The organism is Streptomyces sp. ISL-1 (assembly GCF_018614585.1).
GTDB lineage: Bacteria > Actinomycetota > Actinomycetes > Streptomycetales > Streptomycetaceae > Streptomyces > Streptomyces maoxianensis.
In genome coordinates this window covers 1-25618 of sequence record NZ_JAGGOI010000018.1, presented here as the reverse complement: position 1 = coordinate 25618, position 25618 = coordinate 1, and the positions used below count along the sequence as shown (strand labels likewise).

28 protein-coding genes and 5 pseudogenes are annotated in these 25618 nt (G+C 68.6%); 21 read left to right on the top strand and 12 right to left on the bottom strand.

What is annotated here, in order from left to right; genetic code table 11:
* Window positions 1-234: 234 nt before the first annotated feature.
* The 4 genes from J7E87_RS14780 (at window position 235) to J7E87_RS14765 (ending at window position 2590) form a co-directional block, all read left to right on the top strand.
* Window positions 235-624: a DUF6153 family protein gene (locus J7E87_RS14780; protein ID WP_215093942.1), complete on the top strand. Its 390-nt coding sequence runs from the start codon at window positions 235-237 to the stop codon at window positions 622-624.
* A 118-nt stretch (window positions 625-742) separates the two neighbouring features.
* Window positions 743-1372, top strand: a complete 630-nt coding sequence (locus tag J7E87_RS14775) for a DUF305 domain-containing protein (protein ID WP_215093941.1) — start codon at window positions 743-745, stop codon at window positions 1370-1372.
* Between the two features lie 158 nt (window positions 1373-1530).
* Complete coding sequence (locus J7E87_RS14770) at window positions 1531-2037, top strand: DUF4396 domain-containing protein (protein WP_215093939.1); 507 nt, start codon at window positions 1531-1533, stop codon at window positions 2035-2037.
* A gap of 142 nt (window positions 2038-2179) precedes the next feature.
* Window positions 2180-2590 carry a four-helix bundle copper-binding protein gene (locus J7E87_RS14765; RefSeq protein ID WP_215093937.1) on the top strand — a complete coding sequence of 137 codons (411 nt, stop codon included), beginning with the start codon at window positions 2180-2182 and terminating at the stop codon, window positions 2588-2590.
* Between the two features lie 18 nt (window positions 2591-2608).
* On the opposite strand, the gene J7E87_RS14760 is transcribed toward J7E87_RS14765, so the two are convergent.
* Together J7E87_RS14760 and J7E87_RS14755 are read right to left on the bottom strand one after the other, a co-directional pair.
* Window positions 2609-3136, bottom strand: coding sequence for a hypothetical protein (locus J7E87_RS14760; RefSeq protein WP_215093935.1), 528 nt, complete (start codon window positions 3134-3136; stop codon window positions 2609-2611).
* The gene (locus tag J7E87_RS14755; protein WP_215093933.1) at window positions 3133-3369 is read right to left on the bottom strand and encodes a hypothetical protein; all 237 of its coding nucleotides are present in this window, start codon (window positions 3367-3369) and stop codon (window positions 3133-3135) included. Before J7E87_RS14755 ends, J7E87_RS14760 begins: the two co-directional genes overlap by 4 nt.
* A gap of 109 nt (window positions 3370-3478) precedes the next feature.
* On the opposite strand from J7E87_RS14755, the gene J7E87_RS14750 reads away from it, so the two are divergent.
* The 5 genes and pseudogenes from J7E87_RS14750 to J7E87_RS14730 all read left to right on the top strand — a co-directional run bounded on the left by J7E87_RS14750 (window position 3479) and on the right by J7E87_RS14730 (window position 6252).
* Window positions 3479-3730 (top strand): YlcI/YnfO family protein, encoded by a 252-nt coding sequence (locus J7E87_RS14750; RefSeq protein ID WP_215093931.1) that lies wholly within the window; start codon window positions 3479-3481, stop codon window positions 3728-3730.
* Window positions 3731-3732: 2 nt separating this feature from the next.
* Window positions 3733-4104 (top strand): toxin Doc, encoded by a 372-nt coding sequence (locus tag J7E87_RS14745; RefSeq protein WP_374195174.1) that lies wholly within the window; start codon window positions 3733-3735, stop codon window positions 4102-4104.
* A 95-nt stretch (window positions 4105-4199) separates the two neighbouring features.
* A complete protein-coding gene (locus J7E87_RS14740; RefSeq protein WP_215093928.1) occupies window positions 4200-4601 on the top strand; it encodes a hypothetical protein in 402 nt (133 codons plus the stop codon).
* Between the two features lie 600 nt (window positions 4602-5201).
* Window positions 5202-5537 (top strand): helix-turn-helix transcriptional regulator, encoded by a 336-nt coding sequence (locus J7E87_RS14735; protein WP_215093926.1) that lies wholly within the window; start codon window positions 5202-5204, stop codon window positions 5535-5537.
* A pseudogene (locus J7E87_RS14730) lies at window positions 5537-6252 on the top strand (cation transporter). The gene J7E87_RS14735 and the pseudogene J7E87_RS14730 overlap by 1 nt, the downstream one beginning before the upstream one ends.
* Before the next feature lie 564 nt (window positions 6253-6816).
* On the opposite strand, the gene J7E87_RS14725 reads toward J7E87_RS14730, so the two are convergent.
* Window positions 6817-7488, bottom strand: a complete 672-nt coding sequence (locus J7E87_RS14725) for a formylglycine-generating enzyme family protein (protein WP_251017457.1) — start codon at window positions 7486-7488, stop codon at window positions 6817-6819.
* 313 nt (window positions 7489-7801) lie between these two features.
* Here J7E87_RS14725 and J7E87_RS14720 point away from each other — a divergent pair.
* Window positions 7802-8247, top strand: a pseudogene (locus tag J7E87_RS14720) (DNA polymerase III subunit alpha); the annotation flags it as partial.
* A 355-nt stretch (window positions 8248-8602) separates the two neighbouring features.
* Here the strand turns inward: J7E87_RS14720 and J7E87_RS14715 are convergent.
* Window positions 8603-9775: an epoxide hydrolase family protein gene (locus J7E87_RS14715; RefSeq protein ID WP_215093924.1), complete on the bottom strand. Its 1173-nt coding sequence runs from the start codon at window positions 9773-9775 to the stop codon at window positions 8603-8605.
* 103 nt (window positions 9776-9878) lie between these two features.
* Here J7E87_RS14715 and J7E87_RS14710 point away from each other — a divergent pair, with 103 nt between their 5' ends.
* The 3 genes and pseudogenes from J7E87_RS14710 (at window position 9879) to J7E87_RS14700 (ending at window position 13153) form a co-directional block, all read left to right on the top strand.
* On the top strand, window positions 9879-10454 hold the full coding sequence (locus tag J7E87_RS14710) for an ABATE domain-containing protein (protein WP_215093922.1): 576 nt from the start codon (window positions 9879-9881) through the stop codon (window positions 10452-10454).
* Window positions 10455-10603: 149 nt separating this feature from the next.
* Window positions 10604-11408, top strand: a pseudogene (locus J7E87_RS14705) (IS5 family transposase); the annotation flags it as partial.
* 764 nt (window positions 11409-12172) lie between these two features.
* Entirely contained in the window at window positions 12173-13153 is a 981-nt protein-coding gene (locus tag J7E87_RS14700; RefSeq protein WP_215093920.1) for a GNAT family N-acetyltransferase, read from the top strand.
* Window positions 13154-13269: 116 nt separating this feature from the next.
* On the opposite strand, the gene J7E87_RS14695 is transcribed toward J7E87_RS14700, so the two are convergent.
* From J7E87_RS14695 to J7E87_RS14675, 5 genes are all read right to left on the bottom strand, one after another.
* Window positions 13270-14073 (bottom strand): DUF5958 family protein, encoded by an 804-nt coding sequence (locus tag J7E87_RS14695; protein WP_251017455.1) that lies wholly within the window; start codon window positions 14071-14073, stop codon window positions 13270-13272.
* Entirely contained in the window at window positions 14070-14765 is a 696-nt protein-coding gene (locus tag J7E87_RS14690) for a hypothetical protein (protein ID WP_251017454.1), read from the bottom strand. The genes J7E87_RS14695 and J7E87_RS14690 overlap by 4 nt, the downstream gene beginning before the upstream one ends.
* Before the next feature lie 75 nt (window positions 14766-14840).
* Window positions 14841-15224, bottom strand: a complete 384-nt coding sequence (locus J7E87_RS14685) for a hypothetical protein (protein ID WP_215093918.1) — start codon at window positions 15222-15224, stop codon at window positions 14841-14843.
* On the bottom strand, window positions 15221-15445 hold the full coding sequence (locus tag J7E87_RS14680; protein WP_215093916.1) for a hypothetical protein: 225 nt from the start codon (window positions 15443-15445) through the stop codon (window positions 15221-15223). Before J7E87_RS14680 ends, J7E87_RS14685 begins: the two co-directional genes overlap by 4 nt.
* A 221-nt stretch (window positions 15446-15666) precedes the next feature.
* Window positions 15667-16431 (bottom strand): hypothetical protein, encoded by a 765-nt coding sequence (locus J7E87_RS14675; protein WP_251017453.1) that lies wholly within the window; start codon window positions 16429-16431, stop codon window positions 15667-15669.
* Window positions 16432-16497: 66 nt separating this feature from the next.
* On the opposite strand from J7E87_RS14675, the gene J7E87_RS35050 reads away from it, so the two are divergent.
* Genes J7E87_RS35050 through J7E87_RS35040 form a run of 3 tightly spaced genes read left to right on the top strand, consistent with a single transcriptional unit; the run spans window position 16498 to window position 17526 of the window.
* Window positions 16498-16671, top strand: coding sequence for a hypothetical protein (locus J7E87_RS35050; protein WP_251017452.1), 174 nt, complete (start codon window positions 16498-16500; stop codon window positions 16669-16671).
* Window positions 16643-16894 (top strand): hypothetical protein, encoded by a 252-nt coding sequence (locus J7E87_RS35045; protein WP_251017451.1) that lies wholly within the window; start codon window positions 16643-16645, stop codon window positions 16892-16894. The genes J7E87_RS35050 and J7E87_RS35045 overlap by 29 nt, the downstream gene beginning before the upstream one ends.
* Complete coding sequence (locus J7E87_RS35040; protein WP_308312939.1) at window positions 16822-17526, top strand: ATP-dependent DNA ligase; 705 nt, start codon at window positions 16822-16824, stop codon at window positions 17524-17526. Before J7E87_RS35045 ends, J7E87_RS35040 begins: the two co-directional genes overlap by 73 nt.
* A gap of 13 nt (window positions 17527-17539) precedes the next feature.
* On the opposite strand, the gene J7E87_RS14665 is transcribed toward J7E87_RS35040, so the two are convergent.
* From J7E87_RS14665 to J7E87_RS14660, 3 genes and pseudogenes are all read right to left on the bottom strand, one after another.
* Window positions 17540-17701: a hypothetical protein gene (locus J7E87_RS14665; RefSeq protein ID WP_215093952.1), complete on the bottom strand. Its 162-nt coding sequence runs from the start codon at window positions 17699-17701 to the stop codon at window positions 17540-17542.
* A 25-nt stretch (window positions 17702-17726) separates the two neighbouring features.
* A pseudogene (locus J7E87_RS36440) lies at window positions 17727-17906 on the bottom strand (transposase); the annotation flags it as partial.
* A 903-nt stretch (window positions 17907-18809) separates the two neighbouring features.
* Window positions 18810-19268 (bottom strand): helix-turn-helix domain-containing protein, encoded by a 459-nt coding sequence (locus tag J7E87_RS14660; protein ID WP_215093914.1) that lies wholly within the window; start codon window positions 19266-19268, stop codon window positions 18810-18812.
* 94 nt (window positions 19269-19362) lie between these two features.
* Between J7E87_RS14660 and J7E87_RS14655 the strand changes: the two genes are divergently transcribed.
* The 5 genes and pseudogenes from J7E87_RS14655 (at window position 19363) to J7E87_RS14635 (ending at window position 25320) form a co-directional block, all read left to right on the top strand.
* Window positions 19363-20190 carry an acyl-CoA thioesterase II gene (locus tag J7E87_RS14655; protein WP_215093906.1) on the top strand — a complete coding sequence of 276 codons (828 nt, stop codon included), beginning with the start codon at window positions 19363-19365 and terminating at the stop codon, window positions 20188-20190.
* Entirely contained in the window at window positions 20183-21364 is a 1182-nt protein-coding gene (locus tag J7E87_RS14650; RefSeq protein WP_215093904.1) for a thiolase family protein, read from the top strand. Before J7E87_RS14655 ends, J7E87_RS14650 begins: the two co-directional genes overlap by 8 nt.
* Window positions 21361-22059: an SDR family oxidoreductase gene (locus J7E87_RS14645; RefSeq protein ID WP_308312938.1), complete on the top strand. Its 699-nt coding sequence runs from the start codon at window positions 21361-21363 to the stop codon at window positions 22057-22059. The genes J7E87_RS14650 and J7E87_RS14645 overlap by 4 nt, the downstream gene beginning before the upstream one ends.
* A complete protein-coding gene (locus tag J7E87_RS14640; RefSeq protein ID WP_215093902.1) occupies window positions 22049-23491 on the top strand; it encodes an MFS transporter in 1443 nt (480 codons plus the stop codon). The genes J7E87_RS14645 and J7E87_RS14640 overlap by 11 nt, the downstream gene beginning before the upstream one ends.
* Window positions 23492-24160: 669 nt before the next feature.
* Window positions 24161-25320 (top strand): annotated as a pseudogene (locus J7E87_RS14635) (IS3 family transposase).
* Window positions 25321-25618 lie beyond the last annotated feature (298 nt).

Genomic DNA, 25618 nt, shown 5'->3' with positions numbered 1-25618 from the left:
GCGGCCGGCCGGACTTCTTGCCTTCGGCAACAACGGCTCCAACCGGGCCCATTGTTCGTCCGTCAGATCGCCACGTGCCACAGCACGTGATCATTTCACGACCAAAATCTACTTTCACAACAGGCCCTAGGCGTGTGCGCGGGTCCCGCAACGTCACTGGCACGGCATGTCTAGGAAGTCAGTAGGCGAGGACCGCTGTTCGGCTGTTGTGTGTGCGTCCGTACGATGGCGAGCATGACCAGCAGCACCCGATCGAGCCGCCGCCCCGCCGGGCGGCTCTTCGTGCTGCTGGTGCTGACGGTGCTGGCCGGGATCCTGGGCATGCACGCACTGGCTCCCAACGGAGCGCCGGCACCCGAACACGCCATGACCATGGCCCACAGCCCTGCCACGGAGCAGGCGAGCGGGGTGTGTTCGCACACCGACGGCGGCTCCGGGCACCTCGCACACGCGGACGGTACGTGCGCGGCGGCCGGTATCGGCTCGGCATACGCGCCGCCCGCGCTGGCCGGCGCCCTGCCCGACACTCCGGCCGCTGCCGGTGTTCCGGTCGCCGTGCCGTCCTCGGTCGTGCACGGCCGGGCGCCGCCTAACCTTTCCGAGTTGCAACGCCTGCGGATATAGAGCGGCCCCGCACGGCACCCACGCATGTCCTGACCAGGGCGGGTGCCGCGCTGCCGTCTGCTCACATTCCTCTGATCCCGCGCGCCGAGACGGGCGCGCGTGAAGGAGTTGCATCACCATGATCAGCAAGCGTTCCCTGATCCGCCGCGGTGCCGCCGTGGCCGCCGCCGGCACGGCCGCTCTCGTTCTGGCCGCATGCGGAGGCGGCGACGACTCGGCCGGGCACAACAGCCACACCGGCACTTCCCCGTCCGCCGCGGCTTCGGCGTCTGCCTCGCAGGGGCAGCACAACGCCGCCGACATCGCCTTCGCGCAGGGGATGATCCCCCACCACCGTCAGGCCGTGGAGATGGCCGACCTGGCGCCCAGCCGGGCGCAGTCGGCTGAGGTGAAGAAGCTCGCCGCGGACATCAAGAATGCCCAGGACCCGGAGATCAAGACCCTCTTGGGCTGGCTGACCTTCTGGGGTGAGCAGGTGCCCGCCGAGGGCGCAATGGATCACTCCGCGCACGGCGCGGGCGGCATGATGACGGCAGAGGTGATGACCAGCCTGGAGAAGGCGTCCGGCAAGGCCTTCGATACTGACTTCATGGAGCTGATGATCAAGCACCACGAGGGTGCGGTGGCGATGGCCAAGACGGAGAAGGCGGACGGCGCCTTCCCCGACGCCAAGACGATGGCCGACGCCATCATCACGTCCCAGACCGCCGAGATCGCCCGGATGAACAGCCTCCTCGGCAAGAGCTGACCCCACCCGGAGGTGGGGGTGTGCTGGGGCCTCGCGGCCCAGCACACCCCCACCGTCTTCTTCCTGTCCTCCGCTCGGGGATACCCATAGGGGGTATATGGTTGTCGTGTGGGTCCGCGGGAGCGGGGTCGCACTGGACGGGAATGGGGATGACGGTCATGGACCACACCGCACACGACACCCGCACCGCGCACCAGGCACACGCAGGTCACGCCGGACATCAGATGGGCGGGGTGACCTGGGGGGCCGCTGCGAAGGCGACGCTGCACTGCCTCACCGGGTGTGCCATCGGTGAGATCCTCGGCATGGTCATCGGGACCGCCCTGCTGTGGGGCAATGTCGAGACGATGATCCTGGCGATCACCCTGGCGTTCGTCTTCGGCTACTCCTTCACCCAATTCGCCGTCCGCAAGGCCGGCCTGGACTTCAAGCCCGCCGTCAAGGTGGCGCTGGCCGCGTACACCGTCTCGATCGCGGTGATGGAGCTCGTCGACAACGGCATCATCGCGCTGACCCCCGGGGCGATGGGCGCCCACTCGTCCGACGCCCTGTTCTGGACCGCGCTGCTGGGCGGCTTCGCCGTCGCCTTCGTGATCACGACGCCGGTCAACAAGTGGATGATCGGACGCGGCAAGGGCCACGCCGTCGTCCACGCCTACCACTGACCACAGCCGCTCGGCCCCGCGCCCGGCCGCGCCTTCACGGTGTGGCCGGGCGCGTTCGTGCGGAGGGGCGTTAGCTGGAGATGCACCGGGGGCTCCCAGGCGGCCGCCCCGGTTCCGCCGGCCCCGCGGAGAGGGAGGCACGATGTCCAGCACCGTGAAGGAGATGCTCGCCACCTACCCGGCCGACCTCGGCGACATCAACCAGGCCAAGCTCACCCGCTGCATCGAGGAATGCATCGCCTGCGCGCAGGCGTGTACCGCGTGTGCGGACGCGTGCCTGTCCGAGGGCATGGTGGGCGACCTGACCAAGTGCATCCGCACCGACATGGACTGTGCCGACATCTGCACCGCCACCGCCGCCGTGCTCTCCCGGCACACCGGCTACGACGCCAACATCACGGCCGCCATCCTTCGGGCATGCGCCATGGCCTGCAAGGCGTGCGGCGACGAATGCGCCTCCCACGCGGACATGCACGAGCACTGCCGCATCTGCGCAGAGGTATGCCGCTCCTGCGAGCAGGCATGCAACGAGTTGTTCACGGCCCTCGGCTGACCGGAAGGCGGAGCCGGTTCAGTGCGGCAGCACGCTCTGATCGCGCTGGCGCCGTCGCCCGTAGCGGGTCACCCCGCGCGGCTTGAACACCGACAGGGCGGCCGCCGTGAGCAGGACCAGCAGGGCGGCGGCCGCGTCCGCGATCAGCTGGATGCGCATGCCCTCCAGCTCCCCGCCCGCGAGCGCGGCCCGGGCCGCCGCGTCGGCGAGGTGCCCGACCGGCTGCATGTGCACCGGCAGCAGAAGGGTCGCGACTGCGGTGATCAGCAGATTTGCGGTGACCCAGTAGTGCCGCAGCAGCCCCCACACCGTCCCGATCGACTGCACCACCCCGGTCACCAGCGAGGCGACACTGAACGGCACGATCACGTACCAGCCCACCACGCCCATGCCCAGATAGACGCCTCGCGTGGTCTGGGGTGAAGTGCTGGTCAGCCCGGCGATGGCGAGGGCGAGGAAGGCCGCGACCGCACCCAGCCAGCCGACCGAGGCGGTGACGTGGAGGGTGAGGGTCAGCTTGCGCAGCCGTGGGGGGAACGGTGTCACGGCGTGTGTCCCGACATGCCGCCGCCGGCCAGGTGCACGATGACGAATACCGCGACCAGGAGGATGGCTATCGCCGCGGACAGGGTTCGGGCCGCGATCGAGAGAAGCGCGGCTGTGCCGCGGGCCGAGAAGGGATCGCTGTCCCAGCGGGCCTGGGTGATGGTGGAGATCCTCAGGGACGGTGCCGGCGATTGCGGGGCTCCGGGGCCGGAGCGTGACACCCGCAGATTCACCCCCGGCGGGTACCCGCGATTTACTCGGCGTGACTGCTGCCCGGCCGGTGGCTGGGGGGATTCCAGTGAATCCACACCCGTGCTGTACGCCATGCTGTACGGTCGGAACATGGCATCGAAACCTGTGACGATCCGGGTCCCCGAGGAACTCCACGCGCAGCTTCAGGAGCGTGCCGAGGCCGAGGGCACCACGGTGACCGCGCTCATCACCGAGGCCGCGACCAACGCGGTGCGCGATCCCCGCCTCGAAGGTGCGGCCGAGGTGTTCCGCGCGTTCGTCGCGGACAACGCCGACGCGTTCGACAAGGCATTCCCCGACGACGCCCCCGACCGGCTGGACGCTCCGGGACGGGCCGCCTGACCGTGGAGCTCTACATCGACATCCGGTGGCTCCTGGAGCGCCAGGCGGAGGTCTTGTCCAAGGCACCTGTCATCCACGACTTCAGCTGTCTCGTGGCGGCGGTCGGCCGCCACCGCGTCAACACCCCGAAGGTCGGCGCGGTCGTCGACAACGCGTGGCGCGCGGCCGCGCTCATACACGCCGTCATCCGTCTGCGTCCGCTCCCGGCCCGCAACGCGCTGTTCGGTGCGGGCATTGCTGTGGCGTACATGAACGCCGCCGGCGAAGGCCTCGATGCGCCGTACGGCGTGCTGATCGACCTCGCCCGCGACATCGACGCCGGGCGAGCGGACGCGTACGCCGCTGCCGACCGCATCCGCTCCTGGCGGATCTGACCACCTGGCCCGAACTGCTGGAGGGGGAGTGCCATGGCCGACGCAGAGATGCCCAGGATCCGGCCGAGATCGTCCGGGCGCGGTACGCGCTCTACGTGGAGACGCTCCGGGCCTGGATGCCCCAGCAGCAGTTCGACCTCCTGGTGGAGGTCGTCCGCGAGTACGTGAAGACCGGCGGCGGCCGGTTCCGGCTCGATCTGGGACCGGGGGAGAAGGAGCTGTTCACCGAGGAGCTGCAGCAGGAGCTGCTCAACCTCCTTGGCCTGCTTGGCGCGATGGAGCCCGGCCACGAGGACCGGGCCGATCACGTCGTCGCCCGCCTCGGTGACGGTGAGCACGCCAAGGGCGCGATGTCGCTGGTGCCCCCGGACGCTGCCGACGACCCGGACAAGCTGCGCGCGGTGCGGGACAAGCTCGACGCGCAGCAGCACCAGCGGAAGCAGGACGAGCAGACGGTGGAGGGCATTGCCCGCGCGAGCGGCATGTCCGACGGCTGACCGGGCCCTGCTGGCTTGGTGTCTGTGGGGTGCCCGTGGGCGCGGCGCAGCAGTTGCACGACCCGGGCGGGACAGGGGTGCTGCTCGAGCAGCGGCGGGACGCAGACGATTGAGCGCATGCAGCACCGGGCTGCTGCTGTGCTCGCCCGGGCGCCCTCTGACAGCCCGTCCAACAGCCACTCGCCGCACCGGCCGGCTGCCAGACCGTCGATGTCGCCTGCTCGATCTCCTCAGTGGCCAGGGCCAGCAACTCACCGAAGCGGTCGCTGTCCTCGGGGCGGGCGAAGCGCACACGTGTCCCGTCCGGCCTGGGTAAGCCTTCCATCAAACGCAGTTTGGTGAGCCGGACGCTGGGGGAAGGACGCTTCCTTCGCTGCTTTGCCTTCTTCGCCATCCCCGGGGGCTACCCACCCCGCCTCGCGAACACGCCGTTGGCTCTGTACGCGAGTAGCGACAGCAGATGTACACCGGCGTGAGCAGCATCCGTTTCTGGTTGGAGTCGATGTACGCGAGAACGAGCAGCACTCGCACGGCGCCTTTGCTCCGGTAATCAATGATTCACGATTCTATGGATTCAGCATGCCGTGTACTGTCGTTGGTGTGCTGACTCTCGCTGCTGACATCGAGGTGCTGGCGCGGTTTGGCCGCGCCCTCGCCGACCCGATCCGCTGCCGGATCCTTCTCGCCCTGCGCGAGGTCCCGGCCCATCCCGCCGACCTCGCCAACGCCCTGGAGATCTCCCGGACCCGGCTGTCGAACCACCTGGCGTGCCTGCGCGACTGTGGCCTGGTCGTCGCGGTGCCGGTCGGCCGGCGTACCCGCTACGAGCTCGCCGACGAACGCCTCGGGCACGCGCTGGACGACCTGCGCACCGCCGTGGTGGCCGTCGAGGCGGACAAGACCTGCCCGGACGCGGAGACGAAGGGCTGCTGCTGATGACCGCCGAGATACCCATCGGCATAGGCCCGTCCCCGTCCCGCCGCGACGCGCTGGCGAAGCGCATACGGCTGCTGGTCGCGGCCACCATCACCTACAACTCGAGGCGATCGTCGCGATCACCGCCGGGACGCTCGCCTCATCCACCGCGCTGATCGGCTTCGGCCTGGACTCCGTCATCGAGGTGTCCTCCGCCGCCGCGGTGGCCTGGCAGTTCTCCGCCCGCGAGCACGCCGTGCGCGAGGCGCGGGAGAAGACCACCCTGCGGATCATTGCCATCTCCTTCTTCGCGCTCGCCGCGTACGTCAGCGTCGACGCGGTCCGGGCGCTGACCGGTACCGGGGAGGCTGAACGTTCCATCCCCGGCATCGTCATCGCCGCGCTGTCGCTGGCCGTGATGCCGTTCCTCTCCGCCGCCCAGCGCAAGGCCGGCCGCGAACTCGGCTCCGCCAGCGCGGTCGCCGACTCCAAGCAGACCCTGCTGTGCACCTACCTCTCCGCCGTCCTCCTGGTCGGCCTGGTCCTCAACGCCACCCTCGGCTGGTCCTGGGCCGACCCCATCGCCGCCCTCGTCATCGCCGCCATCGCGGTCAAGGAAGGCCGCGACGCCTGGCAGGGCAAGGGCTGTTGCGCGACACAGGCCGCAGCTGCGCCGATACCAGCGGCTGGAGCCGACGCCTGCGGCTGCCGTCCCGGGTGCGGCTGCTGCAAATGATCGGCAGCCCCGGTGCTGCCGTAACTCGTGAACATTCGCACCCGAGGTTGGTCCTCGGCTGCCTCCCAAACGCTGTCCGCTCTCGCGGCAAAGCCACGCCGTGAACAGCCGGGCGTACGCCCCTTGCTTGTCCCTGTGCGCATGGATCTTTGTACGCGCCGGCATGGATCTCAGGTGTCGGCGTCGACACCGACGGTGTCCCGGTTGAAACCGAGCACGCGAACGGTGCTGCGACGCTGTCAGTTACCTGTGCAGTTGCCGCACGAAGGTTCGCTTGAGCAGCACTGCGGTAGTTCCATCGGCAGGTCCGCAGTGAGGCTGTGAACTCGCATGACGTGATCTGTATCTTCTGGACCACGCTGCTGAGCAGCGATGCGGCAGTTTGATTGGCACATGCGGCAACTTCGTTGGTAATCGCTGTGAAAGGGGAGGTTGGCCTCCGGGAGCGGAGCTGTCCCGTCTCCGTCGATATGGTCTGCGTCTCAGGTGATCTGGTCCGATTCGCTTCTGGTCTCAGGTGATCTGGTACGACGTGCGGGCGGCGGTCATCGCATGCGACGTGGATCAGCACACGAGGGAACGCGCGATGCGGAATCCCACGTCGTCGACCTGGAAAGTCGGGTGGCTGCGGCGCCGCGCGGAGGCCCTGCAGCTCCAGTGCTCGTCGAACCAGCCACCGCCGCGTAGCACCCTGTAGGCGCCGTAGACCTCGGCGTCGTAGATGTCCCAGCACCAGTCCCAGACGTTGCCGAGCATGTCGTAAAGGCCCCACGGATTGGGCTGCTTGCCGCCCACGTCGTGGATCTGCTCGTGGGAGTTGCCGCGGTACCAGGCGATCTCATCGAGCGGCCCGTAGTGCGGTGCGGTCGTACCGGCACGGCAGGAGTGCTCCCACTCGGCTTCGGTCGGCAGCCGGTACCCGTCGGCGGACGCGTCCCACTCGATGCCTTCGCCGTCGGCATGGAGGTGGTAGGCGGGTGCGAGCCCGTCGCCTTGGGACAGGGCATTGCAGAATCGGACCGCGTCCCACCAGGAAACGCTCTCGACGGGCAATGGGTCCCCCTGGGCGGTGCTCGGCCGCAGGCCGGTGACCTGTGCGTACAGTGCCTGGGTGACCGGGAACGCCGCGAGTTCGTAGGGCGCAAGCTCGACCGACCAGCTGCGCTGTGTCCGCCGGTCTGACAGCGTTACCTGCCCCGGCGGGATGGCGATCATCTTTCCTGCGCTCGCATCCATGGGTAGATGATCGCACCGGCACTTGTTCTGGACGACCGCGTGGCCGATCTTCCGCTTTGAAGTGAGGCGTCGCTCGATGGGGGGATGCTTCCGGTTTCTTCGGGCCCGGCGTCACCGGTTGTTCCACGTTCGCACTGCTGGGCCGAAGGGATCGGGGGTGCGCGTTGGGCGAGCCTGCGGCAGCGCTTCCCGCCGGCTGGTACGAGTCGGACGTCCAGGTGGGATTCGTCTGTGCCGACGGCGCCCGGCGGCTCGGTCCGCTGGCCTGTTACTGGGGCGAGCCCTTCGAGCTCGCCTCACCGGCCCGGAAGTTGCCCTGCCGCGCGGGATCGCCATGCACCCCTGCGGCGTCATCCTCACCGACGCGACGCTGCTGGACCGGCTGCCCGTGCAGCCGACCCCGAGCGGTTATCCGATGGTGCAGGCCGACAAGGAAGACGTCGAAGACCTCGGTCTGATCAAACTGGACGTTCTCGGCGTGCGGATGCAGTCCGCGATGGTGCATGCCATAGCCGAGATCCAGCGCGTCACCGGCCAGAGCATCGATCTTGATGACCTGCGGCAGGTGCCGCTGTCGACTTCTTCGCGTTCAAGCTCATCCAGGCCTCCGACACCCTGGGACTCTTCCAGCTCGAATCACCCGGCCAGATGGACCTGCTCAGCAGGTTGCAGCCGCGGAACGTACAGGACGTCATCGCCGACATCAGCCTCTTCAGGCCCGGACCGGTGGCCGGCGGCATGCCAGAGCGAGTAGCGGCACTTGCCGTGTCCCACACGGTCGTGTCGCTTTAGGCCAGGCGTTGCGTCCCTCTTCGCAAACTGCGCCTACACCACACTGTGTCTCTTTCGTCCGCCCGCCATGTGACTGATGCCACATGCTAGTAGGGGTCGTCAACTGGCTCTTCGCAGTTGAGGGTGTAGTCGGGGGTGTTGGCGGGCAGGCGTCGAGGTTCCAGGACGGAAGTTCCTACACTGCCCATCCGAAAGACCTCGACATGCTCCACGCTGCCCTGTCTGACCACGTTCCGCCGTCTCGATGAACTCGGTCTGGAAGCCGTCGGGCAACGCCTTGAGCCGGATCAGGCGGTGATCGAGTGCCGGCACCCAGCCGCGTTCACCGATTAGCGGCCAGCACTGCCGCGAGGCCCTCTTGTAGATCTTTGACGAAATACTCGGGAACCTCCAGCGACGGGAAATGTCCCCCGATTTCGGGCGAGCTCCATCGGACGATTTTTCGGTACCGCTCCTGTGCCCAGGGGCGCGGACACTTCTCGATGTCGCGGGGATACATACTGATTGCTGACGGGACGTCTACCCGAAGTTCGGGGTCCAGCGAGTTGTGGCTTTCGTAGTAAATGCGGGCCGACGACGCGCCGGTCCGCGTCAGCCAATACAGGGTGACGTTGTCAAGAACGCTGTCTCTGGAAATCGTCTCGAACGGGCTATCTTCGGTGTCTGTCCACTCAGCGAACTTGTCAAGGATCCAGGCAAGAAGCCCGACCGGTGAGTCGACGAGCGAGTAGCCGATGGTCTGCGGTCGGGTCGCCTGCTGCTTCGCGTACGCCGCGCGGTGGCGCCAGAAATCGCGGGTTTCCTCGGTCCACTTGCGCTCGACCGCCGTCAGCCCGTCCGTTGTCAACCCGGGCGGCGCCTCCGCGAACGTTGTGTGGATGCCGAGAACGTGCGCCGGGAACCTGCCGCCGAGAACCGTGGTGATATTACCTCCCCAGTCGCCGCCGTGGGCTGCGAACTTGCTGTAGCCGAGCCTTCCCATCAGTTCCACCCATGCGGCCGCGATCTTTTCGGTTCCCCACCCGGTGGTGGCCGGCTTGTCGCTGTAACCAAAGCCTGGTAGCGACGGGGCCACGACGTGGAATGCTGGCACGTCTGCATCTTTCGGATCTGCCAGCTCGTCTACTACATCGATGAACTCAGCAATGCTGCCTGGCCAGCCGTGCGTCAAGATCAGAGGAGTGGCATCTGCGCGCGCGGATCGGCGGTGCAGGAAGTGGATTCCCAGATCATCAATGGTCGTGCGGAACTGGCCGATACGGTTAAGGCGCTCTTCGAACGACCGCCAGTTGTACCCGGTGCGCCAGTAGTTCACGACATCGACGAGGTCGGCGAGAGGAACGCCCTGTTCCCATCGGCGAGGGTCGGGCGCGGTGCGACAGACCGTCTCAGCCTCCGGCAGTCGCGCCGCGGCTAGTCGCGCGCGCAGATCGTCGAGGTCAGCGTCAGTTGCGTGGGCTTCAAATGCTTGCACGTCGCTGGTTAGACGGGGCATGAGTCCTCCTGGCCATCGCGGACCCGGCTACGATCTATCACGAACCGGCTAAGGCGGTTCTAGCAGTTCTCCGAGCCACGCTGCAACCCGCTAAGGTGGTTCCATGCATGCTGGGTTCCCTGACTTCCGCCTCGGTAACGTGCTGGCGACCAGCTTCACAGGGACTCTGTCGGAGCGTCATGGCAACGCTGTGGAGCGCATTCCCACGCCGCACCGACTCATCGACTGGCTGGCAGTGAACGGCCTCGCCGTGGACTCCTGCACCACTGCCCAGCTCGACCTCGCTCGGGAACTGAGGGAGTCGATTCACGCCGCCGCGACAGCGGCCGCGTTCCAGGACGCTCTCCCTGCGTCTGCTGTCCAAGTCATCAATGACTGCAGCGCTCAGGGTCGGGCCGCGGCGATCCTGACGCCCGAGGGTAAGCGGCGATGGCTACTTGGCTCGGCTTCCTGCGTGGAAGATGCCCTCAGCGTGATCGCCGCCGACGCGATCAGCATCATCGCAGGCGAACGAGACGGAAAATTGGCCTTGTGTGCATCACCAACCTGCCAAGCCGCCTTCTTCGACACCAGTCAAAGTCGCACCCGCAAATGGTGTGACATGAACACGTGTGGGAATCGTCAGAAGAAAGCGCGCTTCAATGCCAACCAGCGCAAAAACCCCAGATCAGCGGAGTGATCGTTACCTCGGTACATCCAAGTGGGCCCCACGCCTGCGACACATCTGTCGCGTTGGGTGCACCCCAACGGCACCACTAACTGATCATTTCAGAATGAGATCGGCGTGTTGGCTTGGCGGTTGGGTGTTGTGAAGGCAGGGTCTGCCGCGTGTCTGACGATCTTGTGCCTGATGACCTGTGGGAACGCATAGCCCCGCTGCTTCCGGTCCGGCCGCCGCGGCGTCGGCGGTATCCCGGCCGATTGCCTGCGGATGACCGCGCTGCCCTGCGCGGCATCGTTTACGTCCTGTGCAAGGGCGTGAGCTGGTCGGATGTCCCAGCGGAGACGATCGGGTGCAGCGGTGTGACGTGCTGGCGGCGGCTGCGGGACTGGACCGAGGCCGGTGTCTGGCCTCGTCTGCACGAGGTCCTTCTGGCGGAGTTGAGGGCAGCCGGTTTGCTGGACATGGACGACGCGGCCATCGACGGCTCCCATGTCCGAGCGCTCAAAGGGGGGCTCACACCGGACCTTCGCCGGTCGACCGCGCGCGTCCGGGCAGCAAGCACCATGTGATCACCGACCGGCACGGCACACCCCTGGCTGTCTCGCTGACCAGCGGAAATCGCCATGACGTCACGCAATTGATGCCCCTGCTGGACGCGATACCGCGCATTCGTGGTGTTCGCGGCCGGCCGCGTCACCGTCCACGCCGGCTGTTCGCCGACCGAGGCTACGACTACGACAAGTACCGTCGCCTCCTCCGGGCCCGCGGCATCACACCGAAGATCGCCCGCAAGGGCACAGCCCACGGTTCCGGCCTGGGCAGAACCCGCTGGGTCGTGGAGCGCACGTTCGCCTGGCTCCACCAGTTCAAACGCCTCCGTATCCGCTACGAGATACGCGCCGAACTCCACCTCGGCCTACTTCAACTCGCCTGCAGCTCATCTGCTTGAGACGCCTACGAACCTCATTCTGAAATGATCAGTAAGAGCCATCCGTCGCCTTCGATCAACGTCCTCAATCAGTACGTCTACGTTTACTGATCGGCGACGTTCATCGGCTCTTCGCAGTCGGGGGTGTTGGCGGGTAGGCGTGGAGGTCTTCCAGGATGGAAGTTCTTCCTACACTGCCCATCCGAAAGACCTCGACATGCTCCACGCTATCTTCGCTCGGCGACCATCTTCTCGAAGTCCTCACGTGCGCCTCCCAGTCCGCCGCCCCGGACGATGTGGACGGCAAAGCTGACGGGAGGAACCCCTGCTGCGACTGCGTTCAGTTTGTGCACCCCCGGGGCCAACTGGCGCGCTCATCAGGCAGTACTGTCGGCGACATCTCCTTACGCAGAGTCAATGCGACGGTACCCATAGCTCTGTAGAGGATCAAGCCCTTCGCCATGCTCGGGCCCTGGGAGGGCTGCTCATTCACGAGGGCGCCGGGGCCCCGCACCGGCGCCCGGCCGCGTCAGCAGCCGGATCCGAAAGGCGCCTCGCCTACCCTCGACGTGAGGTGTGTGACCAGCTCCCCGTCCCGGGCAGGGGGTGGCCTTCCTGGGCCTCGGTACCCGTAGTAGCCGTTGTTCGACCGGTCGGTATTCGGCCTGGTGACAGCTGCAGTTCCCGGCGGACAGGCAAGGCAGACCGGCCGGGTCCTCGGGCCCTGGGTATCGGTGGACCTTTCGCCTCGCCTGCGGCGCACGCCCGTGGTGCCATGAAACAGGGGGTCGGGAAGGAGAGAACAGTGATCCCACCGGCAGGGGAGCGCAAGGGTGGCACGGGCCCCGTGTCGGTCCGCCCGCTGGGTGAGGCGGACCTGGATCGGGCCGACGAGATCTTCAGGGTCGCCTTCGGGACGTTCCTCGGGGCTCCCGAGCCGAAGACGTTCTTTGGGACCGCCGACTACGTCCGCACTCGTTGGGCGGCCGATCCACAGGCGGCCTTCGCAGCGACGGTCGAGGGCGAAGTCGTTGCATCGAACTTCGCCGTCAACTGGGGCAGCGTCGGGTACTTCGGTCCGCTGACCGTGCGTCCGGACCTGTGGGACCAGGGCGTCGGCAGGCGCCTCATGGAGCCGGTCATGGACTGCTTCGACACCTGGGAGAACCGTCACCTGGGCCTGTTCACCTTCTCGCACAGTCCCAAGCACCTTGAGCTCTACCGCCGTTACGGTTTCTGGCCCCGATTCCTCACAGCCATCATGAAGAAGCAGGTGGCAGGCAGTGCCGCAGTCCCCGGCCGAGTGCTGTACGGCCAGCTGCCCGCCGCCGAGCAGCCCGACGCCCTGACCCTCTGTCGCGCACTGACCGGGGCCGTGTACGAGGGCCTGAGCCTGGAACGCGAGATCGTGGCCACGCACGCGCAGGGGCTCGGTGACACCATTCTGCTCCAGGGCGCCGGCTCCGAGCTCGATGGCTTGGCCGTCTGCCATTGCGGAGCCGGGTCGGAGGCCGGCGAGGACGTGTGCTTCGTCAAGTTCGGAGCCGTACGCCCTGGCCCGGAGGCCGCCAACCGGTTCGAACGACTGCTTGGCGCGTGCGAGCAGCTGGCCGCCGAGCGCGGACTGGGTCAACTGGACGCCGGGATGAACCTGGGCCGCCCGGATGCCTACCGTCGAATGGTCGACCGCGGTTTCCGCACCTGGTTGCAGGGCGTGACCATGCACAGGCCCAACGAACCCGGCTACAGCCACCCCGACGCCTACGTGATCGACGACTGGCGCTGAGACCCCGCCACACTCGGCCCGCGAGGAAGGCCCGGTGCTGCCCGAACCCGTGAACATTCCGCGTCGGCGCCGACGGCCAGACACCTCCCGGACCACTGTCGAAGTGCAGTTCCTTCTCATGGACAGAGCCAGACACAGTGATGGCGGAGGAACAGCAGCGTCTCGGACTGTTCCTCCGGGCTGAGACCGTCGAACCACTCGATGCCCTGTGACATCTGGCGCAGCCCTTGGGCGAGTTCGTTGAGTATGACGTCGCGTCCGGTCATGACTGGCTCCCGTGGGACCGGCGGCGCTCCGCCGCGGTGATCAGGATTCCGAGCAGTACCGCCAGATCGGCCGCGCCTTCGGCGTCGTCGGCCCAGCGGGTGGCCTGCAGCGGGTGCACCTGGTCGAGCGAGACGCCTTTCGCGGCCCAAGACAAAGGCCAGCGCCAGCATGGCTGCACGGGCGTTGCCGTTCTCGAACGGATGGAAGAAGAGGACATCGAGGTAGATCCGGGCGGAGCGTGATGGGAGGGGTAGGTCCGGGCTGGCGCTTTCGGCGAGGCAGTGCTCGAACCGTGCGTGCGTGTCGGGCGCGAGGCTGTAGCGCTCTCGTCCGGCCTTCGCGAAGGCCGGCACCGTGCGGAAGGCGACGGCATCGCGGTGTAGCACGGTCCGCTGCCAGTTCGCCATGAGGGACAAGGTCAGCTGAGCGCCCTGCTCCGCGTCGGCGAGAGCCCGGTCGAGGGCGGTCAGAACCCGCGCGGTCCGTTCGGCGTCGTGGCCGCCGCGTGTCGCGGTGAAGAATTCCCGGAAGCCGTCAAGCGCCGGCGGTTCGGCGACGGAGAGCTCACCGCTCCAGCGCGGCCAGGAGATCTCCGTGCGGATACGGAGCCAGTCGGCAAGGGCATCGTTGTGGTGGTCGGGCCCGGAGTTCATCGGTTTCCGCCCATGGTCCGGGCGAACCGCGAGCTCACCGTCTCCACCACCGCGACGTCTGGTGCGATCCAACTACCGAACCGGCCACCGACCGCGCTCTCCACGATCTCCCGGGCTCTCTCCTCGTCAATGCCGTTGTAGGCGAGGAACCATTCGAGGACCTGAATGCAGTGCCCGTACCAGCCGCTCTCGGCCTGAGTGCGGTCGGCCACCACAGTGACCAGTCGCGTGCACGCCCGCTCCCAGTGCCAGGGGTCCATCGAGGACGCAGCCGAGTTCGACGGCGGTGCCAGGGCGAAGAAGCGCTCTGCCAGATCCTCGAGCCAGGCGCGCCATTCAAGCAGGGCCGCGACGACCAGCGGGGCGGTTGCGTCCGCCGTCGTCACGGAATCGTCGGCGCAGCACCACGCGCCGACGACCCCTCCGTCTGTGTCGCCTTCACCCACCGACCAGTTCCACCCGCAGGCCCATCGGCCGTACCGGTCCACCAGAAACTCGGTGACAGGATCCAGCGAACGCCAACGCTTCTCCTCCGCGGCATTGGCGTCGGGCAGCAAGGGCACGACACGGCCAGCCAACTCCTTCGCCGCATCCTCATCCAGCTCGAACGGATGCCGCAACGGATCCACTTCTGCCCAGGTCAGGGCGTGCGCCCGCTGAATCTGCCGAGGGGAGAGAGCCAGGGGAGGCATCCGGCGAGGCTGCACACCCGGCCGGGGTGACTCGCCCGCGGTCTGGCCGCGGACCGGGCTGCGTCGCAGGGCCGGTCAGCGGGCCCAGGCGCGCAACTGGGCGGCTACCTCGCGCAGGGCGAGGGTGTCGTTTCGAAGGCCTGTAACCAGTTGGGTCATGCCCCCGGCCGGCGGTTTGACGGGCTCACCGGACTCACGCAGGTAGCGGATGGCAAGAGCGCTGCCGACAAGGCCGTTGTAGTCGGTCAGCGGCGTCGTAGCCACGAACATCTGCAGCAGGACCGCGGCGCGGACCGGGGTTTCGACGTAGAAGGGTTCGCTGGCGTGCAGCTCGTACGCGTGCCGGTACACGGCAGCGGCGAGAGCGCCCCAGTCGTCGATGCCGACTTCGCGCCCCGTGTTCTCCTCGAACTGCTGGAGGGATTCCTCGATCCAGCGGGCATCCACACGGAGAATCAACGCTTACCCGCCTCGAAGGTCTCCTCGAACTCACCGAGCAGGTCCGTCATGTCATCGACCAGGCCGGACACGAAGGCGTCGCGCTGCGGGTCGACGTCGCTCTCGACGATGCCGGAGACGTACGCCTGGATGGTGACGCCGCGGCGCTTGGCCCGGGCGGTGAGGAGCTCGTGCGTGCGGGCCCCGACCCGGACGTTCAACTGTTTCCTCTCGGTCTCCATACTCGCAGCCTAGCAATTGCTAGCACATTGAGGGAGAGGTTCGTATGTGCCTGGGGCTCCAGGACCAGGTCGATCACTTCGCGTCCTCGATGCGTTTGGCGCGGGCGCGCGCGGTCTCGGCGCCGCTTCGTGCTTCGCGGGCCTTGCGGGCGGCATCCGGCAGGCCGCGCCGGGCTTGGTCCAGTTCGCTTCGTGCCTGGCGTTTTGCTCCTGGGCGGCTTTCACCTCCTCGGCAGGGGCGGCGGACCGTGCCTCTGCCTCCTGGAGTCGGCCTGCTCCTGTGCTGATTCGGCTCGCTGGCGTTCTTCCTCCCGCTCGCGTGCCTGTTGCTCGGCGCTTTCCGCGTCCTGGCGGGCCTGGGCGACCTTCCGTTGCCGCTCTGCCTTGCGGCGCTGCTCCTTGGCGCTCCGGACCGGGCTGTCGGCGCCGTCCTGTTGGTCCCGCCCGGACGGGCGGCCGGATCGTGTTGGGGGTGGGGAAGCGGCCGTCCGCGCGGTGGCGCTGACCGCGGCCGCGGTGAAGCCCACCGGGGGATTGAGCGGCTTGACGAGTTGGCCGGAGGCCCATTCCTGTGCTGCCTGGGGATCGGCCAGGACCGCGTGGAGGGTTGCTTCGATCTCGCGCTGTACGTCTTCACTGACCGGATGCCCGGCCTCGGCTGCCGGCTGGCGGGCTTGGCGTGCCAGCACGCCGACCAGGCGGTGCTGCTGGCTGGACAGTTCGCGCAGCTGCTCACGGTCGAGTTCCCGGTGTGCTTCTCGCAGGCCCTCGCCGAGGCGGAGCAGACCGGCGACGGCGTCGGGCTGGGCGCGTACAAGCAGATTACTGGCCCATGCTGACAGCGCCGGCCGCCGGAGCGCGCCGATCTTGCTGGCAAGTTCCCGGTCGCCCGCTTTGCGGGCAGCGGCCGCGTGCTGGCTGCGGGCGTCGATGAAGTCTTCGGGCGCCAGTCCGTACAGCTCCTCGGCGATGCTCTCCAGATCCACAGCTCACCCAGCCCCTTCAATCCGATAGAGACGAGTTTGCACTCTTTGCCCGGGTAATTCCTATACATGAGTCTCGCTCCTCCGGTGGAGCCGATGCTGGCCCGAGCGGTACCGCGGCTGCCCGGGCCCGCCGCCCTGCCGGGCGGCACCGTGTTCGAGCCGAACTACGACGGCTTCCGGCTGCTGGTGTTCGCCGGCCGCCGATGGCACGGTGTTCCTGCAGTCCCGCAACGGGCGTGACCTCACCGGAGCGTTCCCGGAGATCGCTGACGCCGCCGCGGTGCTGGGTGAGGACGTCGTCATCGACGGCGAGGCCGTGATCTACACGGGCGGCAGGCTCGACTTTTCGGCGCTGGAGCACCGGATGACCGTCGGCCACGAACGGTCGCGCTGCTGGCGCGTGAGCAGCCGGCGCACCTGGTCGCCTTCGACCTGCTCCAGCACGCGGGCACGGAGATGCTGACCTGGTCCTACGCCGAGCGCCGCGCCGCACTGGAGTCGTTGTTCCAGGGCCACGGCCTTCAGGCTCCGTGGGCGCTCACACCGTCGACGACCGATCGCGCCCTGGCTGAGGAGTGGCTGGCCGAGTGGACCACGGTCGGGGTGGAGGGCCTGGTCATCAAGGGCCTCGAACAGACTTATCAGCCCGGTCGGCGAGGCTGGCTGAAGTACCGCACCCGCAACACCGCTGAAGCGGTCATCGGCGCGGTCACAGGCAGCGTCATCCGGCCGGAGACCGTTCTGCTCGGCCGCTACAACACCGACGGGCACTTCCTCCTGGTCGCCCGCAGCACACCGCTGGCGCCGCGGCTTCGTGCGGAGCTCGGCGGTGGCCTGCTCACCCCAGCAGGCGCCGACCACCCCTGGCGCGACGTGCACTTCACGTCGCACTGGGGCAGCCGCGAACCGCTCGCCTTCACCCCCGTCGCGCCCCAGCTCGTCGCGGAATTTCACGGTGATACCGCTGTCGATCGCGGCCGCTGGCGCCACCCCGTCAATCTCCACCGGCTCCGTATCGACCTCACCCCCGACGATGTCCCGCTGTATGGCGCGGAACGGCCCTCCGTCGACCCGGACCGGCCGGCAGCGGAGTGACGCCCGGCCTGCGTCAACACCGCTTGCCCGGGCTTCCCCCGTCCGTGGGGGCCCGGTCGATCAGCGCGTGCCCGGCGGTACTGGCGTAGGTGAGGTGGACGGCGACCTGGGCCAGGCCGATGCCGCCCAGCGCGCCTGCCGGCCGCCCCCACCGCATCAGTGGACGACTTCTCATCTCCGGTCTCGTCCACCACCAGCACGGCCTGGTCGTCAGCGAGATGATCCACCACCCAGCGGGCGAGATGCCCGCGTACCGCCTCGTGGTCCCACACCGCCCGGGCCAGGAAGTGCTGCAGCCGGTGCGGACCGGAGTGCCCCAGCGCCTCCGCCAGCGTCCAGCAGTTCACCCGCTCCAGCCCCATCAGCACCGCCTCGGTCATCTCCCGCATCGTCCGCCGGGTCTCCCGGCGCGGAAAGCAGCCCGCCACCAGACCCATGACCGCCCCGAAGCCGTCCCGCCACACCGCCTTCGCTACCGTGGCCTCAACGGCCACCACGTCCTGATTCGTTGTCACAAACAGTCATGATCGCGGTGGCCGTACCCATGCCCACAAGCACCCCCACCCGGCCACTGACCAGCACCGACACGCTACCGATCACGAACTACAGCTGCCGTGTCAGTGGCGCACAGTTTGGCGGTCCAGCCATCGGGCGGACAGCGGACATGGACCGCGATGAGAAGTACCGGACGGTCGCCCCGGTCGAGGAGTGGTTGGAGGCCCACCGGCACCTGTGGTCACCGAACACAGTGCGGGGCTATGCGACCTTCGCTCGCGCAGTGGTGGACGTTCCTCGAACAGCGCGACGAGACGACGGAGTGGCGGGAGCTCGGAGTGCCGGCGGTCGCCGGGTTCTTGTCCTGGCTCCGCAACGGCCGCACATCGCGGCCAGCAGCGGGGTCCGAGTCAGGTTCACCAGCACCGGTGACTGGAGCCCGACCGCGAGCACGATGAAGCCGAGCGTGGCGGCCATGCTGTACGCGGGGCGGTCGAGGCGAGGCCGATAGCCACGGAGGATACGAGACCCGGCGCACCGCGCTTGAGCCCTTCTCGCCCACCGCGGACGACTGCGTGAGGGAGGGACCGGGGGCGCCGGGGGCTGTGCGCATGGGGGGCGGCCTTTCGCCATCGGCAACACGGCCGGCGGGACGGCATCACACCGCTGGGCGGATGCCGTGACCGGCGCCGTAAACGCAGCGCCGGAAACGCGTGCGGGCATGCACCGCTACATTCCGGCATACATCTCTTTGCGCCAGATTCAAGTGGAGAGCGCAGAAGCGCCGATCAGGCCGCTCCCTCGGCGGTCCAGCCCGGCACCTGGAAGCGGGGTGTGACGTCGGTGACGTGGACCTCACCTCCGCAGGCCCGGCACATCACCGCGGGGTCGAGGTCGGCGCCGCAGGAGTGCTGGAACACGGTGGGCGGCACGTCGGCGAGATGGCGGTCGCCCCAGCGCATCAGCATGAGCAGCACCGGCCTCAACTCCCGCCCGGCGGCGGTGGCGTGGTACTCGTACCGCGCCGGGCGCTCGTTGTAGAGCACCTTCTCCAGGACACCGGCGTCCACGAGCCTGCGCAGCCGCGCGTTGAGCACGTCGCGCGGACAGCCGATGTTGCGGGCGATCGTGTCGAAACGGTGGACGCCGAAGAACACCTCGCGCAGGACCAGGAGCGAGTACTTCTCGCCGATGACGCCGAGGGCGTCGGCGATGGAGCAGGGCCGTGAGGTCGTGGATGCGGTCATGGCTTCCACGGTAGTCCAGTGAGCGTTTGATTTTCCAACGCACGCAGCTATAGTAAATCCAGTTTTCAAACTCACTCCTGTGGAGAGGATGGACATGGGCATTCCAACCGTGGACGCCGAGGCGGTCGTGGCCGGTGTCGACCCGTCCTGGTGGTCCTGGGACGGGGCGCACGGCGGGTATGCCGCCGCGCTGGCGCTGACCGCCGTACGGGACCGCCTGGCCGCCCGGGGCAGCGAGCCACGCCCGGTGCGGACGCTGAACGCGCACTTTCTGACCCCCGTCGATGAGCGGCCGATGCACTTCGGGACGGATGTGCCACGGGCGGGGCGCCGCGCCGCGGTGTGTGCGTTCACCGGGCGCCAGGGCGGCGACGCGGTACTGACAGGGGCGGCGGTCTTCGGCCGGGGTGGTGCGGGTCCCGCGTATGACGCGTGGCCCGCGCCCGCCGTACCGGGACCGGAGGACTGCCAGCCATTCGCCCTCCCCAGGGAGTTGGCCGCCTTCGCCCGGCATCTGGAGATCCGCCCGGCCACCGGCGCGCGCCCGCTCGGCGGCGGGGAGCGGGCCGAACTGACGGCGTGGATACGGTTCGCCGACGGGCGGCCGCTGGACGCCGAGGCAGTGGTGATCCTCTCGGACGCACTGCCGCCCGCGCTGTTCGCGCTCTGGACCGCACCGCGTCCGGTCCCGACCGCCGAGCTGACCGTGCATTTCACCGACGCCCTGGACACCGGCCCGGCCACCGGCTGGGCGCTGGTGCGGATCCGTACCGAACACGCGGGCAGCGGCTGGGCGATCGACGACAGCGCCGTGTGGTCCGCCGACGGGCGACTGCTGGCACTCGCCCGGCAGGCCCGCATCATCCAGCACGGCGACCGGCACGACATCCAGGACAGCTCAGAAGGAGTTCGTCATGCGTGACGCCGTCATCGTCGAAGCCGTCCGTACACCGGTCGGCAAGGGAAAGCCGGGCGGTGCGCTGTCCGGGGTGCATCCGGTAGACCTGCTGGCCCATACGCTCCGTACGCTCGTCGAGCGCAGCGGGATCGATCCGGCGCTCGTCGACGACGTGGTGGGCGGCACGGTCGACCAGGTCGGCGAGCAGGCCATGAACACCACGCGGTACGCCTGGCTGTCGGCCGGCTTCCCCGAGTCCGTGCCCGCCACCACCGTGGACCGGCAGTGCGGATCTTCGCAGCAGGCGGTGCACTTCGCTGCCCAGGGGGTCATCTCGGGGGCGTACGACATCGTGGTCGCCGGCGGTGTGGAGTCGATGAGCCGGGTGCCGATGTGGTCCAACGTGCCGCCCGGCGCCGACCCGTTCGGGCCCGGCATCGCCGCCCGCTACCCGGAGGGTCTGGTGCCGCAGGGCATCAGCGCCGAGCTGATCGCCGCGAAGTGGTCCATCAGCAGAGAGGCGATGGACGCGTTCGCCGCGGCCTCGCACCGGAAGGCGGCCCGCGCCTGGGACGGCGGACTCTTCGACGCCGAGACCACCCCGGTCCGTACGGACAGTGGAACGGTCGCCCGCGACGAGTCGGTACGCCCCGGAACCACCCCCGGGATCCTCGCCGGGCTCCGGCCCGCCTTCCAGGACCCCGGCTTCGCCGAGCGGTTCCCGCAGATCGACTGGTCGGTCACGGCGGGCAACAGCAGCCCGGTCAACGACGGCGCCTCCGCCGTGCTGATCACCTCCAGCGAGACCGCGGGCCGCCTCGGACTGCGCCCGCTCGCCCGCCTGCACAGCTTCGCCGTCACCGGCTCCGACCCGCTGCTCATGCTCACCGGCGTCATCCCGGCCACCGACAAGGTGCTGCGCCGCGCCGGCCTCACCCTCGGCGACATCGACCTCTTCGAGGTCAACGAGGCCTTCGCCAGTGTCGTCCTGGCCTGGCTGCAGGAGACCGGCGCCGACCCCGCCAAGGTCAACGTCCACGGCGGTGCCATCGCCCTCGGCCACCCCCTCGGCGCCAGCGGCACGCGCCTGATGACCACTCTCGTCCACGCCATGCGCGCCCGCGGCGCCCGCTACGCGCTGCAGACCATGTGCGAAGCCGGCGGACTTGCCAACGCCACCATCCTGGAGACCCTGTGAGTACTTTGAAGATCGCCGGCAGCACCGCGCTGGTGACCGGAGCCAACCGCGGCCTCGGTCGGGCCTTCGCCCTCGCCCTGCTGGCCGGCGGCGCCGAGACCGTCTACGCCGGGGCCCGCGACGCGCAGACCGTGACCGACCCCGGCCTGGTCCCCGTCAAACTGGACGTCACCGACCCGGCCGACGTCAGCGCCGTCGCCGAGCGTTGCGCGGACACCACCCTGCTCATCAACAACGCCGGGATTCTGCACGGCGGTTCGCTGCTGGCCGCGCCCTCGCTCGACGGCGCCCGCGCGGAGCTGGAGACCAACCTCTTCGGCACGCTCGCCATGTGCCGCGCCTTCGCTCCCGTACTCGGCCGCACTGGCGGCGGTGCACTGGTCAACATGCTCTCCGTGCTGTCCTGGCACACACTCCCGCAGATCGGCTCGTACGGAGTTTCCAAAGCCGCCGCCTGGTCGATGACCAATGCGGTACGCGAGGAACTCCGCGAGCAGGGCACGCTGGTGGTCGCCGCCCATGCCGCCTTCATCGACACGGACATGGCCGCCCGCGTGGACCTGCCGAAGACCAGCCCCGCCGACGTCGCCCGCCGGATCCTCGACGCCGTCGAGGCCGGACGGGAAGAAGTCCTCGTCGACGACCTCACCCGCCAGGTCAAGGCGGCGCTGTCGGGGGTGCCCGATGAGCGCTGAACGCTCACCGATGCCGGTGCTCGTCGCGGCGTGCCTGGGCCTGTTCACGGTGTTCGTCCAGACCACCCAGACCATCGGCTCGCTCAGCGCCGTCCAGGACGATCTGCACGTGAGCGCCGCCGACCTGGTGTGGGTGCCTAGCATGTACACCCTGGTCGTGGCGTCGTTCGTGCTCGGCGCGGGCGCGCTCGCCGACCGGTGGGGGCGGCGACGCGTCTTCCTGGCCGGAGCCGTCGCCATGGCCGCGGGCGGGCTGGTCCTGGTCTTCGCCGACAGCTTGCCCGCCGTCCTGGCGGGACAGGCGGTCGCGGGCCTCGGCGGTGCGCTGATCACCCCCAGCTCACTCGCCCTCGTCACCCATGCCTTCCCCGACCCGCGCCGCCGCGCCGGGGCGATCGCCGCCTGGGCGGCCGCCTCCGGACTCGGCCTCGCCATCGGGCCGGTGACGGCGGGCCTCGCACTGCGCTGGTGGAGCTGGCACGCGGCATTCTGGCTCAACCTCGTCGTCGCCACACTGGCCATCGCAGTGGCACTGCTGTATGTACCCGAGTCCCGCGTCCCCGGCGGGCGGCCCGACTGGGCGGGCCAGCTCCTGGGCACCGCGGGACTGGCCCTGCTCATCTTCTGGCTGATCGACGGCGGCCACCACGGATACGCCTCCGGCCGGGAGCTGTCCGCCGTCGCCGGGGCAGTCGTACTGCTCGCCCTGTTCGCCACGGTCGAGCTGCGCCGCGCCCACCCCATGGTCGACCTGCGGCTGATGCGCGACCCCTCCTACAGCGCCTCGCTGCTGCTGGCCGCGACCGTGCTCTTCGGCTTCGTAGGCCTCTCGCTGCTCCAGGTGCTGTGGTTGCAAAGGGTCCGCGGACTGAGCGCCCTGGAGGTCGGCGTCCAACTTCTCGCCGAATTCGGCACGTTCATCGCCGCCTCGGTCCTCGCGGGTGTCCTTGTACGGCGCTCCGGCCCCCGGCCGCTGATCGTGGGCGGGCTGCTGCTGGCCGCCGCCGGGGCCGCGCTCTTCGCCACGGTCGGCCCGGCGGACACCTTCACCGGGTACGCCGCCGCGCTGGTGATCTTCGGCCTCGGCTGCGGTCTGGCCAACGCCCCGTCCACCGCGCTCGCGGTCGGGCATGTCCCGCGGGGCCGGGAGGGCGAGGCCGGCGGCACGGTGAACGCCGCCCGCCAGGTCGGCGCGGTGCTGGGCACCAGCATTCTCGGCACGCTCCTGACGTCCCGCTTCGAGGACCGGGCCGGCACGGCATCCGATCCGCGCGAAGCTTTCACCGACGCAGTCGGGTACGCGGCCTGGACCGGCGCGGCGGTGCTGCTGGCCGGGACCGTGGCCGCACTGGGGCTCTTCGCGCTGGCCGGGCGCCGGACGCCGGCCGCAGAAGTCCCGGCCGAGCCCGCGACCGCACAACCGGCTTCCTGAACCACGGACCACGGGACCCGCGCCGGGTGGGGGACCGAGTGCGTCTCGAGCGCCCACACCCCGCCCCTCACCCCGCCCGTCAGGACAGCTCGTCCTGACGGGCGGCAACCCCTGGCTCAACCGCCAGCGCGCCCTCGCCGACAGCGGACGCATCCACAGCGCGCGGACCGACGCCCTCACCGCCGTCGACCCCTGGTGGAACCCACCCTGGGGCCTGGAGTGGCAGCACGACTACACCCACGTCTGCCTCCAGCTCGCCACCCAGACCAAGACATCTTCCTTCGAGCCCGCACCCGTCTCCGGCGAAGACCCCCACACCTGGCTGAACCGACAGATCACCCAGCTGCGCGACCTCCACGCCCAGCAAGTCCGGCTCCTGAAGCTGTACGCCGCGCTCACCACTGACTCCGGCGAGGACTGCGGCCCCGAACCCGGAGTCGCTGCGTGAGCCCGAAAGCGGAGCGCGGCAGCTTCACCGACGACTTCCTCAACCGTGGCGTGCCCCTAGACCTGTGATCCGCGTTTGCTGCGTACCTCATCGCCCGCACCGTGAGGATGGCCGGCAAGGCGTCGGGTCTGCTGCAGGTTTGGGTGACAGGTTGACCTGCCCCACCTCTCAGGTTCCAGTTCTGCTGGCTAACTGGCGGCCTTCACGAAAGGCTGCCAGACATGCCCCGCGCCTACCCCGCTGAGTTCCGCGCCCGCGCCATCGCGTTGGTGCGGGCAGGAAAAGAACAGAAGCAGACCGCCGTTGATCTCGGCATCCATCCGGTCACGTTGTCGAAGTGGTTGCGCCAGGACGACATCGACAACGGCCGGCGCCCTGGCAGGGTCTCGGAAGAGTCCGCAGAGCTGCGTGCAGCGCGGCGACGAATCCGCGAGCTGGAAACCGAGCTTGAGATCGTCCGCAAGGCCGCCAAGTTCCTCGGCGAGGACAAGCCGGCCCCAAAAGGCTCTACCCGGTGATCGACCGTCTCGTCGATGCCGGGGCACCGGTCGACCGATGCTGCCGGATCCTCGGGGTCGCCCGGCAGAACTACTACAAACACAAGCGCACCCCGACCACACCGCGGCAGCTGCGACGGGAGTGGCTGACCGGGCTGATCCGTGAGGTCCACGTCGCCTCACGCGGCACCTACGGCTACCGCCGCGTCCACGCCGAGCTCACCCTGGGCATGGGCATCCAGGTGTGCCCGAGGACCGTGTCGGTGCTGATGACACAGGCCGGGATCTACGGACTGCCCGGACCGGTGCGGATCAAGCGCCTGCGGGGTGTCGTCACCGCCGATGACCTGGTCAACCGGAAGTTCCACCGGCTGCGTCCCAACGAGCTGTGGGTCACCGACATCACGCAACACCGCACCAGAGAAGGGTGGGTGTACTGCGCGGCGGTCCTGGACGCGTTCAGCCGCAAGATCGTGGGCTGGTCGATCGACTCCAGACAGGACTCCACCCTCGTGGTCAACGTGTTAGACATGGCCCTCCGCAACCGGCGCCCCGAACCAGGCGGGATAGTGCACGCCGATCACGGCACCCAGTTCACCTCCTGGGTCTTCGGGGAAAGGATCCGCTCCGCCGGGCTCCTGCCATCGTTCGGCACGGTCGGAGACGGCCTGGACAACGCGATGATGGAGTCGTTCTGGTCCTCGATGCAGATCGAGCTGTTGAACCGCAAACGGTGGAAGACCCGGGTCGAGTTGGCGAACGCGATTTTCGAGTACATCGAGGTCTTCCACAACCGACAGCGGCGCCACTCAGCACTGGGCTACCGCACCCCGATCGAGTACGAGCTACTCTCCGAACAAGACACCATCCCCGCCGCCAGTTAGCCACCGCAGCTGGAACCCAAAGCGTGGGGCAGGTCAACCTGTCACCCAAACCTGCAGCAGACCCTCTCTCCCGCCGCCAGCCGGAGTTCATGCCCACCGAGCCCGAACCAAACGATCACGTTCGGTAAGCGGAAGGCTTCTCAGTCCTGGGGGAATGGAGCTGGTTTGAAGGTTGGTTCCTGCGGTGGAGGGTTGGGCTGAGGCTGGGTGTCTGGCGGTGGTGGAGCGGTATGCAGGCTAGCTTCGATGCGGTCGCTGCTGTGACGGATGGTGGTCGGGGAGGGTGGTGCTGGCCAGA